Genomic DNA, 13173 nt, shown 5'->3' with positions numbered 1-13173 from the left:
TGAGCGGAACCGTCCGTTTCAACCGAGTGTCGCGAGCGCCTCGTCGAGCACCCGGCGCAGCAGCCGTGCGTCGGGGGCGAGCGCGCTCACCAGGACGGCGGGCCCGGCCAGCGGCGTGAGCGCGGCGTACTCCCCCAGCATCCGCGCGCTCGGGACCTCCTGCGCGAACTCCGGGCGTACGACGACGAGTTGCCCGAGCGCGCGATGTCCCGCGAGGACGGCGGGACCGTCCCAGCCGCCGGGGGCGCCGGGCCCGCACGACAGCTCCTGGTCCAGCAGCGGCCGCCCGCCGAGGCGCACGGTGAGACGGCTCGTGAGCCGCCCGGGTTCCTCCCCCGCCCGCCCGAGGACCTGCTCCTCCCGGAAGACCAGCCGGGCGCCCGGCGCCAGCTCGATGCGCGAGGACACGCACAGTTCACTGCCGCCCGCGGAGATCAACTGCTCGGGCAGCCAGTGCAGTTCGGCTCCGGCCGCGACCTTCAGGCGTACGTCGTAGTGCGCCTCGCCCTTGGCCTGCCCGGGCAGGGCGATCGTGGCCGCCGCCGAGCCGAGGTGCAGCCGGGCACCGGGTCCCGCCTCCGCCTCGACGGCGAAGCGGTCGCCGCCGAGCGGGCCGCTCATGGCCCCCACCAGCATGACGCGCGCCTCGCGGCCGCTCGCCCGCACCCGCCGCAGGGCGAGGGGCCCGTTCCCCTCCAGGACCGGCAGCGCGGTGCCGCCCCGTCCGTCGTCGCGTGCCTCGATCCGCGCGGTGGCGTGCACCCCTGCCGTCATGCGGTCCACGCGGCGAGCCGTTCCCGCACCCAGCCCGCGACCTCTGCGACGCCCGCCTCGACGCGCAACGACTGGAAGACGACGGGCAGTTCGGCCCGCTGGGTCTTCGCGTCGGCCGCCATCCGCGCGAGGTCGGACCCGACGTACGGCGCGAGGTCCGTCTTGTTGACCACGAGCAGATCGGCGGTGGTGACGCCGGGTCCGCCCTTGCGCGGGATGTCGTCCCCGCCGGCCACGTCGATCACGAAGATCTGCGCGTCCACCAGCCCCCTGGAGAAGGTCGCGGTGAGGTTGTCGCCCCCGGACTCGACGAGGATCAGGTCCAGCGGCCCGACCTCGTCCTCCAGATCCTCGACCGCCTCGAGGTTGGCGGAGATGTCGTCCCGGATCGCCGTGTGCGGACAGGCCCCGGTCTCCACGGCGGTGATCCGCTCGGGCGGCAGCACGGCCTCCCGCAGCAGGAACTCCGCGTCCTCGCGCGTGTAGATGTCATTGGTGACGACGGCCAGGGAGAGCTCGTCGCGCAGGGCCCGGCACAGCGCGGCGACGGTCGCGGTCTTCCCGGACCCGACGGGCCCCCCGAGCCCGATACGCAGCGCGCGCCGGGTCCCGTCGGGCCGATGAGCGTCGGCGCTGAGGGCGGAGGGCCCGTCGTGGGAGTGAGAGTGGTCAAGATGCATGAGGCGACTCCAGCAAGGGGTTTCAGCCCGTCCGGCGTTTGAGGACGAGGCCGTCCAGGCCGATAGGGGGCAAGGGGGCGAAGCCCCCAGAAAGACGGGACGGGAAGGGGCGGAGGGGGCGAAAACAGACTTCCTACGACGCGAACAACCGCACAGACCAGGCGGCATGCGCCTCCGCACCGATCTCCAGCATCGGAGCCGAAGCCGCAGGCAGCACATCCACCCCGCCGTCAAGGGCCCGCCGCCCGGCGTCGGCTGCCGCACGGGCGACGAGATCCAGCTCCGGCGCCAGCCGCGCAAGCACCCCCGTCGCATCGAAGGGATCAAGACTCAACAACCGCACCGCAGCGCTCGCGGGCCCACTGAGACTCTCGTACGCGGAGCAGTACGCGGCGTCCTCGGGCCCGAGCCCGGCGGCCCGCGCGGTCACCCCGAGCACCACGGGCTGATGCGCCCCCTTGGGGAACTCTCCCGCCAGCGCGTCGAGTTCGGCGGAGGGCCAGGTCGCCCGGGCGGCCCGCATCAGCTGCCGCCCGAGCCTGCGCGCGGCGACACGCAACGCAGCCGACGGCGTACGGGCGTCCGCCGCCGTGTCCAGCTCAACAGGATCGGCCCCGAGCGCGGCCGCCGCGGCGAGGGCGGCCGAGACCAGCCCCGCCGTGTGCAGCCGGCCCCGGCAGAAGTCCTCCAGGCTCGCGGCCCCGGTGATCCGCCCGGCCTTGACGGCGGCCTCGGCCCCGCCGGAGTGCGCGTGCCCTCCGGCGGGAAAGCGGCCGTCCGCCAGGACGAGAAGTGCTGCGCGGGACATCAGAAGAGGAAGTAACGCTGGGCCATGGGCAGTTCGGCGGCGGGCGTGGCCTCGACCAGCTCCCCGTCGATGTGCACGGCGAAGCTGTCGGGGTCGACCTGCACCCGCGGCCGCGCGTCGTTCTCGCGCATGTCGGCCTTGGTCACACCGCGCGTCGAGTCGATCGGCACGAACCGCTTCCCCAACCTGAGCCGCTCCGGCAGTCCGTCCTCGATGGCGAGCGGGGCCACGAAGTTGAACGAGTTGGACGCCGGTGCCCGCCCGATCGCCCCGTACATCGGCCGGGGCAGGACCGGCTGCGGTGTGGGGATGGACGCGTTGGCGTCGCCCATCTGCGCGTACGCGATCTGTCCGCCCTTGATGACGAGGTGCGGCTTGACCCCGAAGAACGCGGGTGCCCACAGCACGAGGTCGGCGAGCTTGCCGGTCTCGACGGAGCCGACCTCGCGGGCGAGGCCCTGCGCGACCGCCGGGTTGATCGTGTATTTGGCGACATAGCGACGTACACGATGGTTGTCGGCGCGGCCGTCTCCCGGGAGCGCTCCCCTGCGCCGCTTCATGACATGGGCCGTCTGCCAGGTCCGCATGATGACCTCGCCGACCCGCCCCATGGCCTGGGCGTCGGACGAGATGATCGAGATCGCGCCCAGGTCGTGGAGGATGTCCTCGGCCCCGATCGTGGACGGCCGGATCCGCGACTCCGCGAAGGCGAGGTCCTCCGGGACGGCGGGGTTGAGGTGGTGGCAGACCATCAGCATGTCGAGGTGTTCCTCGGCGGTGTTGACGGTGTAGGGCCGGGTCGGGTTGGTGGAGCTGGGCAGCACGTGCGGTTCGGAGACCACGGTCATGATGTCGGGCGCGTGCCCTCCGCCCGCACCCTCGGTGTGGTACGCGTGGATGCCGCGTCCGCCGATCGCGGCGAGCGTGTCGCCCACGAACCCGGCCTCGTTCAGCGTGTCGGTGTGGATGGCGACCTGGATGCCGGTGCGGTCGGCGACGGTGAGCGCGGCGTCGATGACGGCGGGCGTGGAGCCCCAGTCCTCGTGCAGCTTGAGACCGAGCGCGCCGCCACGGATCTGCGAGAGCATCGCGTCGTGCGAGACGGTGTTGCCCTTGCCGAGCAGCCCGAAGTTGAGCGGGTACTCCTCCATCGCCTCCAGCATCCGGGCCAGGTGCCAGGGGCCGGGGGTGACGGTGGTCGCCTTGGAGCCCTCGGCCGGGCCGGTGCCGCCGCCGACCAGTGTCGTGATTCCGGACGCGAGAGCCTCGTCGGCGATCTGCGGACAGATGAGGTGCACATGGGCGTCAATGGCCCCTGCGGTCAGGATCCGCCCGTTGCCCGCGATGATCTCGGTCTCGGGTCCGATGACCAGGTCGGGGTGCACGCCGTCCATGGTGTCCGGGTTGCCCGCCTTGCCGATGCCGGTGATCCGGCCGTCGCGGATGCCGACGTCGGCCTTGACGATCCCCCAGTGATCGATGATCACCGCGCCCGTGATGACCGTGTCCGGGGTGCCGTCTGCGCGCGTAGCGCGCGCCTGGCCCATGGATTCACGGATGACCTTGCCGCCGCCGAACACGGCCTCGTCACCGGCGAGTCCGGGCCCGCCGCAGCGATCCTCCTCGATCTCGACGAGCAGGTCGGTGTCGGCGAGCCGGATGCGGTCGCCGGTGGTGGGGCCGAACAGATCGGCGTACGCGGCACGCGAGATCTCAGGCATCGAGGGCACCTCCGGTCTCACCGCGCAGTCCGGGCACCACACGGGCGCCGGCGAGCGGAACGAGTTCTACGTCGACGGGAATCCCGGGCTCGAAGCGCACGGCGGTGCCGGCGGCGACGTTGAGCCGCAGGCCGCGCGCGGCGGCGCGGTCGAACTCCAGACCGGGGTTCGCCTCGGCGAAGTGGTAGTGGGAGCCGACCTGGACGGGCCGGTCGGCGGCGTTGAGGACGGTCAGCCGGGTGACCGCACGGCCCTCGTTGAAGGCGACGGGTCCGTCGGCGAAGAGGATCTCTCCGGGAATCACGCTGCTCGCTCCCCCGTCAGACGATCGGGTCGTGGACGGTGACGAGCTTGGTGCCGTCCGGGAAGGTCGCCTCCACCTGGACGTCGTGGATCATCTCGGGGATGCCCTCCATGACGTCGTCCCTGGTCAGGAGCTTTCGTCCGGAGGACATCAGCTCCGCGACCGTACGGCCGTCACGTGCTCCTTCGAGGATGTGCGACGTGATGAGCGCGATCGCCTCGGGGTGGTTCAGCCTGAGCCCGCGGGCCCGGCGCTTCTCGGCCACGTCGGCTGCCACATGGATCAGCAGCCTCTCCTGCTCGTGCGGGGTCAGTTGCACGGCGTCCCACCTCACAGTCCTCGCTCCGGACCGTGCGGGGTCCGGTTGCCGCTGCCACACGGCAAAGTGCCTGGTGGCGTGGAGGAGGCAGGCTAGTTGGGCCGAGTTTCAAGCAAGTTAACCAAGCTGTGATCCATGCTGTGATCCATTCAGGCCACCGGATCCGGAGTCCGCATGCTCATCAACGCCCGTAGACCGTTCTGGAGGACATCGGCGGGTACGGCGCCGAAGACGGCGAGCTGCGCCGCGAACCCCTGGGCGAGCGCGATCATCGTGCGCGCCATGGCATCGGCGTCGGCTTCCTCGGGCATCAGCCCCGCGGCCTTGTAGCTCTCGACCACCTTCGCCCACGCCGCGCACACCTTGTCGAAGCCGGTACGCATCACGACCGCCAGCTCGTCGTTGCGCAGGGTCTCGGCCCATACCTGGATCATCAGCCGGGGGAACACCCACTCGCCGCTGTCGAGCACCCCGGACTTCACCTCCTTCAGCCGCGCCAGCGTCCTCGGGATCAGCACGTCCGGCAGCGGCGGCGGAGTCTCCTGGGCCGCACGCTCGTAGGTGTCGCCCACCGTCTCCAGCACCTCGGAGACGATCGCGCCGATCAGCTCCTCCTTGCCTCTGAAGTAGCGGTAGACGGCGCCCGCGGAGAGATCGACCTCCTTCAGCACGTCCTGCATCGACGTGGCGTGGAACCCGTTGCGGGCGAAGCAGAGCGAGGCGCCGTCGAGGATCTGACGGCGGCGGGCATCGAGGTGTTCCTGGGATACGCGGGCCATGGTGCACAACGTAAAACGAACATTCCTTCTTGACAAGGCAGCGGAGCCGGAGCATGGTGAGGGCGAATCAAAAACGAACGATCCTTCTTTTTAGAGAGAGCCGCTCGGCGGACCACTGCCGGCGCCCCGAGCGACTCTCCGCCTCGTCCTAGGGGGAAGCCATGTCCGCCACCACCGAGTCCGCCAGGAGCGCAGCGCCCGCACAGCGGCAGCCAGGCTCCCGGCCGCCGCACGCCCGCCGCATGATCGCCGTGATCGTCCTGATCCCGGTCCTGGCGGCGCTCGCGCTCTGGTCCTTCGCCTGGCCCGCCGCCCGCACCGCGCCCCGCGATCTGCCGCTCGGCGTGGCCGGCCCCGCTGTCGCGACCGCACAGTTGGAGAAGCAACTCACCTCTCGCGAGGGCGCGTTCGAGATCCACCGCTACGCGGACGAGGCCGCCGCCCGGAGCGCCATCGAGGGCCGGACCGTATACGGCGCCGTCGTCGCCACCGCGCACGGGCCGAAGCTGCTGACCGCGTCCGCCGCGAGCCCGCTCGTCGCCCAGTTGCTGCAGCAGGCGGTGGCCGGGCAGGCACCGGCCGGCACCGAGGTGACGACCGTCGACGTCGTGGCCGCTTCCGCCGACGACCCGCGCGGCGCGGCGCTGACCGCGAGCGTGCTGCCGCTGGCACTGGCCGGCGTCGCCGCGGGAGCCGTCGTGACGCTGCTCGGGCTGCGCGGCGTCCGCGCCGTGGCCGCACTGGTCGGCGCCGCCGCGCTGATCGGCACGGTCGCGGCCGCGCTCGCCGACAGCTGGCTGGGGGTCCTCACCGGGAACTGGTGGGCGGAGGCCGCCGTCCTCGGCCTCTCGACGTTGGCGGTGAGCGCCGCGGTGGCCGGGCTGGCGGCGCTCATCGGCAACTCTGGCATCGGACTCGGCGCGATGCTGATCACGCTGTTCGGCAACTCGTTCTCCGGGGCGGCCTCGGCCCCACAGATGCTGCCCGAGCCGGTCGGCACGATCGGCCAGTGGCTGCCGCCGGGCGCCGGTACGACCCTGCTGCGCTCGGTGTCGTTCTTCAACGGAGCCGCCGCCACCGGCCCGGCGCTCACCCTGACCTGGTGGGCGGCGCTCGGCCTCGGCGCGGTGCTCCTCGGCAGCGCCCTCAAGGCACGCCGTACAAGCCCGGAGCCGGCCATGGAGCGCCGGCCGTCCTTCGCGAGCTGACCCCGCGGGCGGGGACCCCACCGTCGTGGCCGCGCCGAACCGCCCTGCCCGGTGCGGGCGTTACGACGCCGTGTGCCCCCGGTGCTCCGCGGCGATGCCGAACCGCTGGCGTTCCCTCGGGGCGGATCCCACCTCGCGGACCGCGGAGACCGAGGTGACCACCTGCTCCTCGGCGGCGTCGAGCTCTTCGAGACGCTCCAGGTCGGCGGCGGAGACCAGGGCGACGAGCGGCTTCCCGTGCCGCGTCACGACGACGCGCTCGTCGCCGTACACCACCCGGTTGATCAGATCGGCGAGCTCAGCCCTGGCTTGCGTCACCGGAATCTCGTAGGCCATGGCCACCAGCTTAGACCGGGTTCCGCGGACCCCCAGGGGCGGAAGATCTCCCCCCAGCCGAGCCACCGCCGACTCGCAGCCGGCCCACCGCCGACTCGCAGCGGGCCCCACCACACGCGCGATCCCCGCGAAGCACCTCGCTCCGCGGGGAATTTCGCTGTCGGCCGATACCCCTCGACGACTTCTGTACGTCCTGTACATTTTTTACAGGAGAGTCGCTCAGAGGAGGCGCCAGCCATGAACGAACCGTCCGCCCGCTACGTCCTGCCCGAATTCACGGAGCGCACGAGTGCGGGGCACCGGACCCTGGATCCGTACTCGAAGCTGCTCGACGAGCGGATCGTGTTCCTGGGGACGCCTATTGACGACACGTCGGCGAACGACGTGATGGCACAGTTCATGCACCTCGAATATCTGGCCCCGGACCAGGACATCTGTCTGTACATCAACTCCCCCGGCGGCTCGTTCAGTGCGATGACGGCCGTCTACGACACGATGCAGTTCGTCACCTGCGAGGTGGAGACCATCTGTCTGGGGCAGGCCGCCTCGGCCGCCGCCGTTCTGCTGGCGGGCGGCACCCCGGGCAAGCGGTTCGCGCTGCCGGGTGCCCGCGTGATGATCCATCAGCCCTCGTTCCCCGAGCCGGTCCAGGGGCAGGCGAGCGATCTGGCCATCCAGGCCGAGGAGTTGATGCGCACCCGGCGCAAGCTGGAGGAGATGCTCGTACGGCACACCGGGCAGAGCGCGGAGCAGGTCGCCGCCGACATCGAGCGCGACAAGATCCTGGACGCGCCGGCGGCGCTCGCGTACGGGCTGGTGGACGCGATCATCCCGAGCCGCAAAGCCGAGCGCACCGCGCCGGGCGCGAGGTGACCCGCTGATGCTTCCGCCCGAGCTGCCTCCGCTGCCCGCGCTCACGCGCGCGGAGGCCGAGTTGATCGACCGTTACCTCGATGTGGTCGACCTGCTCGGCCGTATCAACCCGGCCCGGCCCGGGGACACCTATCGCGGACTGCGTGCCGCCCAGGCCCTCGTCGGCAAGGCGACGGCGTTGCGCGACGCACTCACGCTGATGCACCAACGCGGCGAGAGCGAGGTGCACGCCCCGACGCTGGCGCAGGCGTTGCGAGTCCTCGACGGGGAGCGGCGGGCGGCCCGCGTCACCCTGCCGCCGGGGGCGGACAGTTGACGCATCGGCACCGGGCCACTGCTCGCACCGGGGCGGCGACGCGTCCGGGACGCGGTTCAAACGGACCAGATGGTGTACCCCCGAACGGCGTAGGCACCCGTCGCTCCGAAGGCCCGGAAATGTTGCGCAACGCGCCTGCATCGGGGGCGGAATGAAGCGTTCCGGTGCTGGTACGAGCCTCGTCGACCCCCTCGACACCCCTTCGAACAAGGGGGTGTCCACCCGAACGGGTGAGTGGTGAGTAACCCCACAAATCGCTGATTCCACTCGGATTTTTCGCCATGCGTGCGTCAAGATCCCTTCCGACGACAAGCCCCCGCCACAGCGGCGGGGCGGTCCGGGCGGACGCCGAGTCCTGCCGCCGCCCGGATGACCGGTCGACAGATGTGCATCGGCAGGAGTGGAGGACCCAGCTAGACGGGCCGCCGGAGAGATCCGGGCGGTCCTTGGGGTGAAGCCGCAGTACGCGGCCGGGCAACTTCGCCAGCCCGAATCCGACAGGTCATCCTTCACAGGCGGCTGACGAAGGGTTGCGCATGACTGCGCTCAATCGTGTTCCGTCGCTGCTGACCCGGGCCGGTACGGCCTCGGCTCTCACCATCGCCGCCGTGGGCGGCAGCATCGTGGTCCCAGGCATCGCCTCCGACGCAGCGGCCGCGACGACGGCTACGAGGGCACTCCAGGTAGCGGCCTCCAAGAAGGGCTCCCCGTACCAGTGGGGCGCCACGGGGCCACGCCGCTTCGACTGCTCCGGGCTCACGCTCTACTCGTACAAGAAGGCGGGCAAGAACCTGCCTCGTACGGCCGCGGGGCAGTACAACAAGACCCACCATGTCTCCGCGTCCGGCCGCAAGGCCGGGGACCTGGTGTTCTTCCACTCGGGCCGGAACGTGTACCACGTCGGCATCTACGCCGGGAAGGGAAAGATCTGGCACTCCCCGAAGACGGGAACCGTCGTGAGGCTCGAGAAGATCTGGACCAGGAGCGTCTGGTACGGCCGGGTCAGCTGACCTGCCCGGCGGGGTGACGGCAAGGACGCCGTCACCCCGTCGGGGCGTGACCCGGTCCGGAACGGATACTCGTTCGTTCATGGCCGACCTACCGCACCACAGCGAACGCAACGAGACACCTCTGGAGCGCGCCGACCGGAACTTCGGCGAGCTGCTCCAGGAGCTGCGCGTCACCCAGACCGGGGTGCAGATCCTCTTCGCGTTCCTGCTGACCCTGGCCTTCACCCAGCGCTTCCCGTCGCTGGACTCCTTCCAGCGCGCCACGTACGTCACCACGCTGCTGCTCGCGGTGCTGGCCGCGGCCCTGTTCACCGCGCCCGCCGCACTGCACCGTTCGCTGTTCCAGCAGAACGCCAAGCCCCGGATCGTGCGGGTCTCCTCCCAGCTGGCCACAGCCGGCCTGACCGTGCTGATGCTGGCGTTCACCGGGTCGGTACTGCTGGTCGTGGACGTGACCCTCAGTCGCGGCGCAGGTATCGCGGCGGGGGCCGCCACCCTGGGCGTCTGCCTGGCACTGTGGCGCCTGCTCCCCCTCCTGGTGCAACGCAGCCTCAGGAACGAAGACCCTCAGCCAGAAGCACCACACCGAGAACGGTCAGCGCGCTCCCGGTGACGGCCTCCACGGCCCGCGCGGCCCTCGGCCGCCGCAGCCACCGGCCGAGCCGGTCCACGAGCAGCGCGACCGCCGGAAACCAGACCAGGGCGAGGGCGACCACGATCAGCGCCAGCAGCAGGGTCCGGGGCAGCGCGGGACTGCCCGCCGGAACGAACTGCGGCAGCAGGCTCAGGAAGGTGATGGGCGCCTTCGGGTTGAGCGCGTTGGTGACGAAGCCCTGCCGCAGCGGGCGCGCGCCGGACCCCGCCTCGTCGCCCGGCGCCGCGAGCGGCCGCCGCAGCGCCCCCAGCGTCCGTACGCCGAGGTACAGCACGTAGGCGCCACCGAGCAGTTGGAGCGTGCGGAACAGCGCGGGCACCGCCGTAAGGACCGCCGCGACGCCGGCCACCGCGAGGGCCGTGTGCAGCAGCAGCCCGCCCGCGACCCCGAGCGCACACGCGACCCCCGCCCGGCGCGAGACCAGGGCGTTGCGTACGACGACGGTGAAGTCCGCGCCCGGCATGGCGACCATGCCCGCGGCCACTGCGGTGAAGGCGATGAGCTGTCCGTCCATGCGCACCAGCCTGCCCGCGCCGGGCCTTCAGCAGGTATGTCGAATATCCTGGGTTTTCCTTAAGCGATTCTTTAGGCCCAGGAGGGTGGGGCGTGTACGACCCGACGCGGCTGGCAGCGCTGGTGGCGGTCGCCGAGGCGGGGTCGATCACCCGGGCCGCCGAGCGGCTCGGGTACACCCCGCCGGCGCTCTCCCAGCAGCTGGCGAAGCTGGAGCGGGAGGCGGGCGCGACGCTCCTGGTGCGCTCGCACCGCGGGGCGCGGCTGACGGACGCGGGCGAGCTGCTGGTGGTACGGGCACGCCGGGTCCTGGACGAGCTGGCGCAGGCCCGGCACGAACTGGCGCGGCTCACGGGCCTGGCGGGCGGCACACTGCGGCTCGGCACCTTCCAGACGGCGGGCATACATCTGCTGCCGCCGGTGCTCAGCGCGTTTCGCCGTGCGCACCCGGACGTGGAGCTGTCGGTGGCGGACTACGAGCCCCCGAACGGTGTTTCGGCGGTCGCGGCGGGCGACGTCGACCTCGCGCTGACGCACACCTACGAGCCCGCCGAGCCGGCCCCGCTGCCCTCGTCGGTCACCCTGGAGCCCGTACTGGTCGAGGAGTTGGTCCTGGTGACCGCCCCGGGACACGCCCTCGCGGACGGCTCCGCACGGCTGCCCCTGGACCGGCTCGCCGGTCAGCCGCTGATCAGCATGGCGCCCGGCCATCCGTCCCGCGCGGGCGTGGAATCGGCGCTGGCCCGGGCCGGGGCCGCCCCGTCGGTACTGGTGGAGACCCCGGGTTACGCCCTGGTGTGTGCGCTGGTCAGTGCGGGACTCGGGGTGGCCGTGGTGCCGGAGATGGTCGGCAGGACCGCGGTGACGCCGGTGGGGGTACGGCAGTTGGAGCCCGGCGATCTCCGCCGTACGATCTCGGTCGCCCACCGCACCGACGAGGCGGCGCCTGTCGCCGACGCCTTCCGTGCGCTGCTGCGCGGTGCGTTCGGGCGGGCCGCACAGCACAACTGAGCGCGGTGTCAGGGCTCTTGCAGACCCACGGCGGTGACCGGCTGCACGGGCGCCGACCACGGCAGCTCGATCGCGACGGTCTTGCCGCCCTCCCGGGTGGGCCGGACGCTGAGCCGGCCGCCGCACTCGGCGGTCAGCCAACGGATGATCACCATGCCGCGTCCGTTGTCCTGCTGGACGGCGGCGGGCAGCCGCTTCGGGAAGCGCGGGTGGCTGTCGGTGACCCCGATGCGCAGGTGCTCGTCGCGGTCGAGCCGTAGGTCGACGGTGAAGGTGGGCGACTGCCCGAAGGTGTGCTGGACGGCGTTGGTGGCGAGTTCCGAAACGATCAGCCGTACGGTGTCGGCGGTTTCGGTGTCGGACGGCAGGCCCCATTCGGCCAGCACGCCTGTGACGTAATTCCGGGCCGTGGAGACCGAAGCGGGATCGCTCGGCAGAGTGATGGATGCTTCATGGTGGTCTGCCATGGCGACGCTGTCCCTTTCCCACGGGACCGGGGTCCGCACGGAGCGTGTGGTACGAGTACGGTCCCGGACTGGTGCTTCGCGCCAGACTGCCATTACCGGGCCTGTCACGGGTGCGATCCACCGAGATATGCATATATCTGTCGCTCGAAGCGGTGAACTCTGCGACGGCAGACCGTATTTGGGTGGCTCGGAAGGAGTAAGGAGTACGGCCATGCAATACGGTCCCGCGGTACGCCGCCGCAAGCTCGGCGCGGAGCTGCGCGGCCTGCGCACCGGCGCGGGCCTGACGAGTGGCGAGGCGGCTCGTCTGGTCGGCTGGCACCAGTCGAAGGTGAGCCGCATCGAGACGGGCGCCAGCGGTGTGAAACCGGCCGATGTTCGGTTACTCCTGGACGCGTACGCGGTCGAGGATCCCGAACTGCGCCATCTGCTCATGGTGTTGGCGGGCACCGAAGAAGGCGGGCGACACCACTGGTGGCACGCCTACCGCGGCGTCCTGCCGCCGACGTACCGCGACTTCATCAGCCTGGAGTCGCAGGCCCGCGCCATGCGCACGCTGGAGACCTCTGTCGTGCCGGGACTGCTCCAGACCGCCGAGTACGCCCGTGCGGTCACCCGGGCCGCGGTGGACGGGCTGGCGGACCCCCAGCTCGACACGCTCGTCGAGGTACGGCTCGCCCGGCAGGACGTGCTGCGTTCGAATCCGCCGCTGGAGCTGAGCGCGGTCCTGGACGAGGCGGTGCTGCGCAGGGAGGTCGGCGGTCCCGAGGTCATGGCACGGCAGTTGGACCGCCTCGTCGAGGCCGCGCATCTGCCTCAAGTGCGGCTTCAGGTACTGCCGTTCGCCGCCGGGGCCCACATCGGAATCACCGGGCCTTTCGTTATCTTCTCCTTTCCGAACACATCTGACTTGGATGTGGTTGTTCTTGACCAACTGACGAGTAGCCTCTACCTCGAACGGAAAGAAGACCTCCAGGCCTACAGCGAGGCCTTCCAGACCCTTCAGTTCCACGCCCTTTCGCCCGAGGACTCGTTGGATTACATCGCCGCGATACATGACGGCGCGTAAGGAGGCACCATGCCTGCACTGCCTCGGTCCGTTCCTTCCAGCACTTCGCTGCACGAGGTGCCATGGCTGCGCAGCAGCCGCAGTACAGGAATGAACAACTGCGTCGAAACCGCCCGACCTGGCCCCGGCCCCTGGGCCGGGCTGGTGGCCGTACGCGACTCCAAGAACACCACCGGGCCCGCGCTGCTCTTCGGCCCCGCCGCCTGGCAGGGCTTCGTCGCAGCACTGGGCTGACGCCCAGGGGGTGTTTGAAAGTCCCGCACAGCACCCACTAGCGCGTCTCGCTGATCACCCGCACGGCCCGGTCGATCTGCTGGTCGGTGAGGTCCG

General features: G+C 71.1%; 18 protein-coding genes and 1 riboswitch. Of the genes, 8 read left to right on the top strand and 10 right to left on the bottom strand.

The features are described from left to right. Nucleotides 1–18: 18 nt before the first annotated feature. The 7 genes from ABZS97_RS11775 to ABZS97_RS11745 form a co-directional block, all read right to left on the bottom strand. Nucleotides 19–774 (bottom strand): urease accessory protein UreD, encoded by a 756-nt coding sequence (locus ABZS97_RS11775; RefSeq protein WP_356136370.1) that lies wholly within the window; start codon nt 772–774, stop codon nt 19–21. After that, a complete protein-coding gene (gene ureG / locus ABZS97_RS11770) occupies nt 771–1454 on the bottom strand; it encodes an urease accessory protein UreG (RefSeq protein WP_356136368.1) in 684 nt (227 codons plus the stop codon). Before ureG ends, ABZS97_RS11775 begins: the two co-directional genes overlap by 4 nt. 133 nt (nt 1455–1587) lie before the next feature. Continuing rightward, the gene (locus ABZS97_RS11765) at nt 1588–2262 is read right to left on the bottom strand and encodes an urease accessory UreF family protein (protein ID WP_356136366.1); all 675 of its coding nucleotides are present in this window, start codon (nt 2260–2262) and stop codon (nt 1588–1590) included. Continuing rightward, complete coding sequence (locus ABZS97_RS11760; protein WP_356136363.1) at nt 2262–3983, bottom strand: urease subunit alpha; 1722 nt, start codon at nt 3981–3983, stop codon at nt 2262–2264. The genes ABZS97_RS11765 and ABZS97_RS11760 overlap by 1 nt, the downstream gene beginning before the upstream one ends. Next, nucleotides 3976–4287 (bottom strand): urease subunit beta, encoded by a 312-nt coding sequence (locus tag ABZS97_RS11755; RefSeq protein WP_356136361.1) that lies wholly within the window; start codon nt 4285–4287, stop codon nt 3976–3978. The genes ABZS97_RS11760 and ABZS97_RS11755 overlap by 8 nt, the downstream gene beginning before the upstream one ends. Before the next feature lie 16 nt (nt 4288–4303). Then, a complete protein-coding gene (locus ABZS97_RS11750; protein ID WP_356136359.1) occupies nt 4304–4606 on the bottom strand; it encodes an urease subunit gamma in 303 nt (100 codons plus the stop codon). A gap of 149 nt (nt 4607–4755) precedes the next feature. Continuing rightward, on the bottom strand, nt 4756–5385 hold the full coding sequence (locus ABZS97_RS11745) for a TetR/AcrR family transcriptional regulator (RefSeq protein ID WP_356136357.1): 630 nt from the start codon (nt 5383–5385) through the stop codon (nt 4756–4758). A 242-nt stretch (nt 5386–5627) separates the two neighbouring features. On the opposite strand from ABZS97_RS11745, the gene ABZS97_RS11740 reads away from it, so the two are divergent. Next, nucleotides 5628–6593 (top strand): ABC transporter permease, encoded by a 966-nt coding sequence (locus ABZS97_RS11740; RefSeq protein ID WP_356136486.1) that lies wholly within the window; start codon nt 5628–5630, stop codon nt 6591–6593. Nucleotides 6594–6653: 60 nt separating this feature from the next. Here the strand turns inward: ABZS97_RS11740 and ABZS97_RS11735 are convergent, their stop codons facing one another. Then, nucleotides 6654–6929, bottom strand: a complete 276-nt coding sequence (locus ABZS97_RS11735) for a type II toxin-antitoxin system Phd/YefM family antitoxin (protein ID WP_356136355.1) — start codon at nt 6927–6929, stop codon at nt 6654–6656. Nucleotides 6930–7166: 237 nt separating this feature from the next. On the opposite strand from ABZS97_RS11735, the gene ABZS97_RS11730 reads away from it, so the two are divergent. The 4 genes from ABZS97_RS11730 to ABZS97_RS11715 all read left to right on the top strand — a co-directional run bounded on the left by ABZS97_RS11730 (nt 7167) and on the right by ABZS97_RS11715 (nt 9741). After that, nucleotides 7167–7802, top strand: coding sequence for an ATP-dependent Clp protease proteolytic subunit (locus ABZS97_RS11730; RefSeq protein WP_356136353.1), 636 nt, complete (start codon nt 7167–7169; stop codon nt 7800–7802). Between the two features lie 7 nt (nt 7803–7809). Continuing rightward, on the top strand, nt 7810–8118 hold the full coding sequence (locus ABZS97_RS11725; protein WP_356136351.1) for a hypothetical protein: 309 nt from the start codon (nt 7810–7812) through the stop codon (nt 8116–8118). Nucleotides 8119–8486: 368 nt separating this feature from the next. After that, nucleotides 8487–8652: riboswitch (cyclic di-AMP (ydaO/yuaA leader) on the top strand. A gap of 2 nt (nt 8653–8654) precedes the next feature. Next, nucleotides 8655–9128: a C40 family peptidase gene (locus tag ABZS97_RS11720; RefSeq protein WP_356136349.1), complete on the top strand. Its 474-nt coding sequence runs from the start codon at nt 8655–8657 to the stop codon at nt 9126–9128. A 79-nt stretch (nt 9129–9207) separates the two neighbouring features. Next, nucleotides 9208–9741 (top strand): DUF6328 family protein, encoded by a 534-nt coding sequence (locus ABZS97_RS11715; RefSeq protein ID WP_356136347.1) that lies wholly within the window; start codon nt 9208–9210, stop codon nt 9739–9741. On the opposite strand, the gene ABZS97_RS11710 is transcribed toward ABZS97_RS11715, so the two are convergent. After that, nucleotides 9680–10297, bottom strand: a complete 618-nt coding sequence (locus tag ABZS97_RS11710) for a LysE family translocator (protein WP_356136345.1) — start codon at nt 10295–10297, stop codon at nt 9680–9682. The two genes, ABZS97_RS11715 and ABZS97_RS11710, sit on opposite strands and share 62 nt — an antisense overlap. A 92-nt stretch (nt 10298–10389) precedes the next feature. Here ABZS97_RS11710 and ABZS97_RS11705 point away from each other — a divergent pair, with 92 nt between their 5' ends. Next, complete coding sequence (locus tag ABZS97_RS11705) at nt 10390–11307, top strand: LysR family transcriptional regulator (protein ID WP_356136343.1); 918 nt, start codon at nt 10390–10392, stop codon at nt 11305–11307. Between the two features lie 8 nt (nt 11308–11315). Here the strand turns inward: ABZS97_RS11705 and ABZS97_RS11700 are convergent, their stop codons facing one another. After that, nucleotides 11316–11774: an ATP-binding protein gene (locus tag ABZS97_RS11700; RefSeq protein WP_356136341.1), complete on the bottom strand. Its 459-nt coding sequence runs from the start codon at nt 11772–11774 to the stop codon at nt 11316–11318. A gap of 211 nt (nt 11775–11985) precedes the next feature. On the opposite strand from ABZS97_RS11700, the gene ABZS97_RS11695 reads away from it, so the two are divergent. Continuing rightward, nucleotides 11986–12843, top strand: a complete 858-nt coding sequence (locus ABZS97_RS11695; RefSeq protein WP_356136338.1) for a helix-turn-helix transcriptional regulator — start codon at nt 11986–11988, stop codon at nt 12841–12843. Between the two features lie 9 nt (nt 12844–12852). Further along, nucleotides 12853–13077, top strand: coding sequence for a DUF397 domain-containing protein (locus ABZS97_RS11690; protein WP_356136336.1), 225 nt, complete (start codon nt 12853–12855; stop codon nt 13075–13077). Nucleotides 13078–13173: the final 96 nt, after the last annotated feature.

The organism is Streptomyces sp. NPDC005485 (genome assembly GCF_040606085.1).
GTDB lineage: Bacteria > Actinomycetota > Actinomycetes > Streptomycetales > Streptomycetaceae > Streptomyces.
The sequence above is the reverse complement of the archived record's forward strand: the minus strand, read 5'-3'. Positions and strand labels throughout refer to the sequence as shown.

What these genes read in the sequence shown, in the direction of transcription:
- ABZS97_RS11710 (WP_356136345.1), bottom strand. Translation starts at nt 10,297, where the DNA reads ATGGACGGACAGCTCATCGCCTTCACCGCAGTGGCCGCGGGCATGGTC.
- ureG (WP_356136368.1), bottom strand. Translation starts at nt 1,454, where the DNA reads ATGCATCTTGACCACTCTCACTCCCACGACGGGCCCTCCGCCCTCAGC.
- ABZS97_RS11720 (WP_356136349.1), top strand. Translation starts at nt 8,655, where the DNA reads ATGACTGCGCTCAATCGTGTTCCGTCGCTGCTGACCCGGGCCGGTACG.
- ABZS97_RS11745 (WP_356136357.1), bottom strand. Translation starts at nt 5,385, where the DNA reads ATGGCCCGCGTATCCCAGGAACACCTCGATGCCCGCCGCCGTCAGATC.
- ABZS97_RS11740 (WP_356136486.1), top strand. Translation starts at nt 5,628, where the DNA reads ATGATCGCCGTGATCGTCCTGATCCCGGTCCTGGCGGCGCTCGCGCTC.
- ABZS97_RS11735 (WP_356136355.1), bottom strand. Translation starts at nt 6,929, where the DNA reads ATGGCCTACGAGATTCCGGTGACGCAAGCCAGGGCTGAGCTCGCCGAT.
- ABZS97_RS11775 (WP_356136370.1), bottom strand. Translation starts at nt 774, where the DNA reads ATGACGGCAGGGGTGCACGCCACCGCGCGGATCGAGGCACGCGACGAC.
- ABZS97_RS11715 (WP_356136347.1), top strand. Translation starts at nt 9,208, where the DNA reads ATGGCCGACCTACCGCACCACAGCGAACGCAACGAGACACCTCTGGAG.
- ABZS97_RS11690 (WP_356136336.1), top strand. Translation starts at nt 12,853, where the DNA reads ATGCCTGCACTGCCTCGGTCCGTTCCTTCCAGCACTTCGCTGCACGAG.
- ABZS97_RS11730 (WP_356136353.1), top strand. Translation starts at nt 7,167, where the DNA reads ATGAACGAACCGTCCGCCCGCTACGTCCTGCCCGAATTCACGGAGCGC.
- ABZS97_RS11765 (WP_356136366.1), bottom strand. Translation starts at nt 2,262, where the DNA reads ATGTCCCGCGCAGCACTTCTCGTCCTGGCGGACGGCCGCTTTCCCGCC.
- ABZS97_RS11725 (WP_356136351.1), top strand. Translation starts at nt 7,810, where the DNA reads ATGCTTCCGCCCGAGCTGCCTCCGCTGCCCGCGCTCACGCGCGCGGAG.
- ABZS97_RS11695 (WP_356136338.1), top strand. Translation starts at nt 11,986, where the DNA reads ATGCAATACGGTCCCGCGGTACGCCGCCGCAAGCTCGGCGCGGAGCTG.
- ABZS97_RS11700 (WP_356136341.1), bottom strand. Translation starts at nt 11,774, where the DNA reads ATGGCAGACCACCATGAAGCATCCATCACTCTGCCGAGCGATCCCGCT.
- ABZS97_RS11760 (WP_356136363.1), bottom strand. Translation starts at nt 3,983, where the DNA reads ATGCCTGAGATCTCGCGTGCCGCGTACGCCGATCTGTTCGGCCCCACC.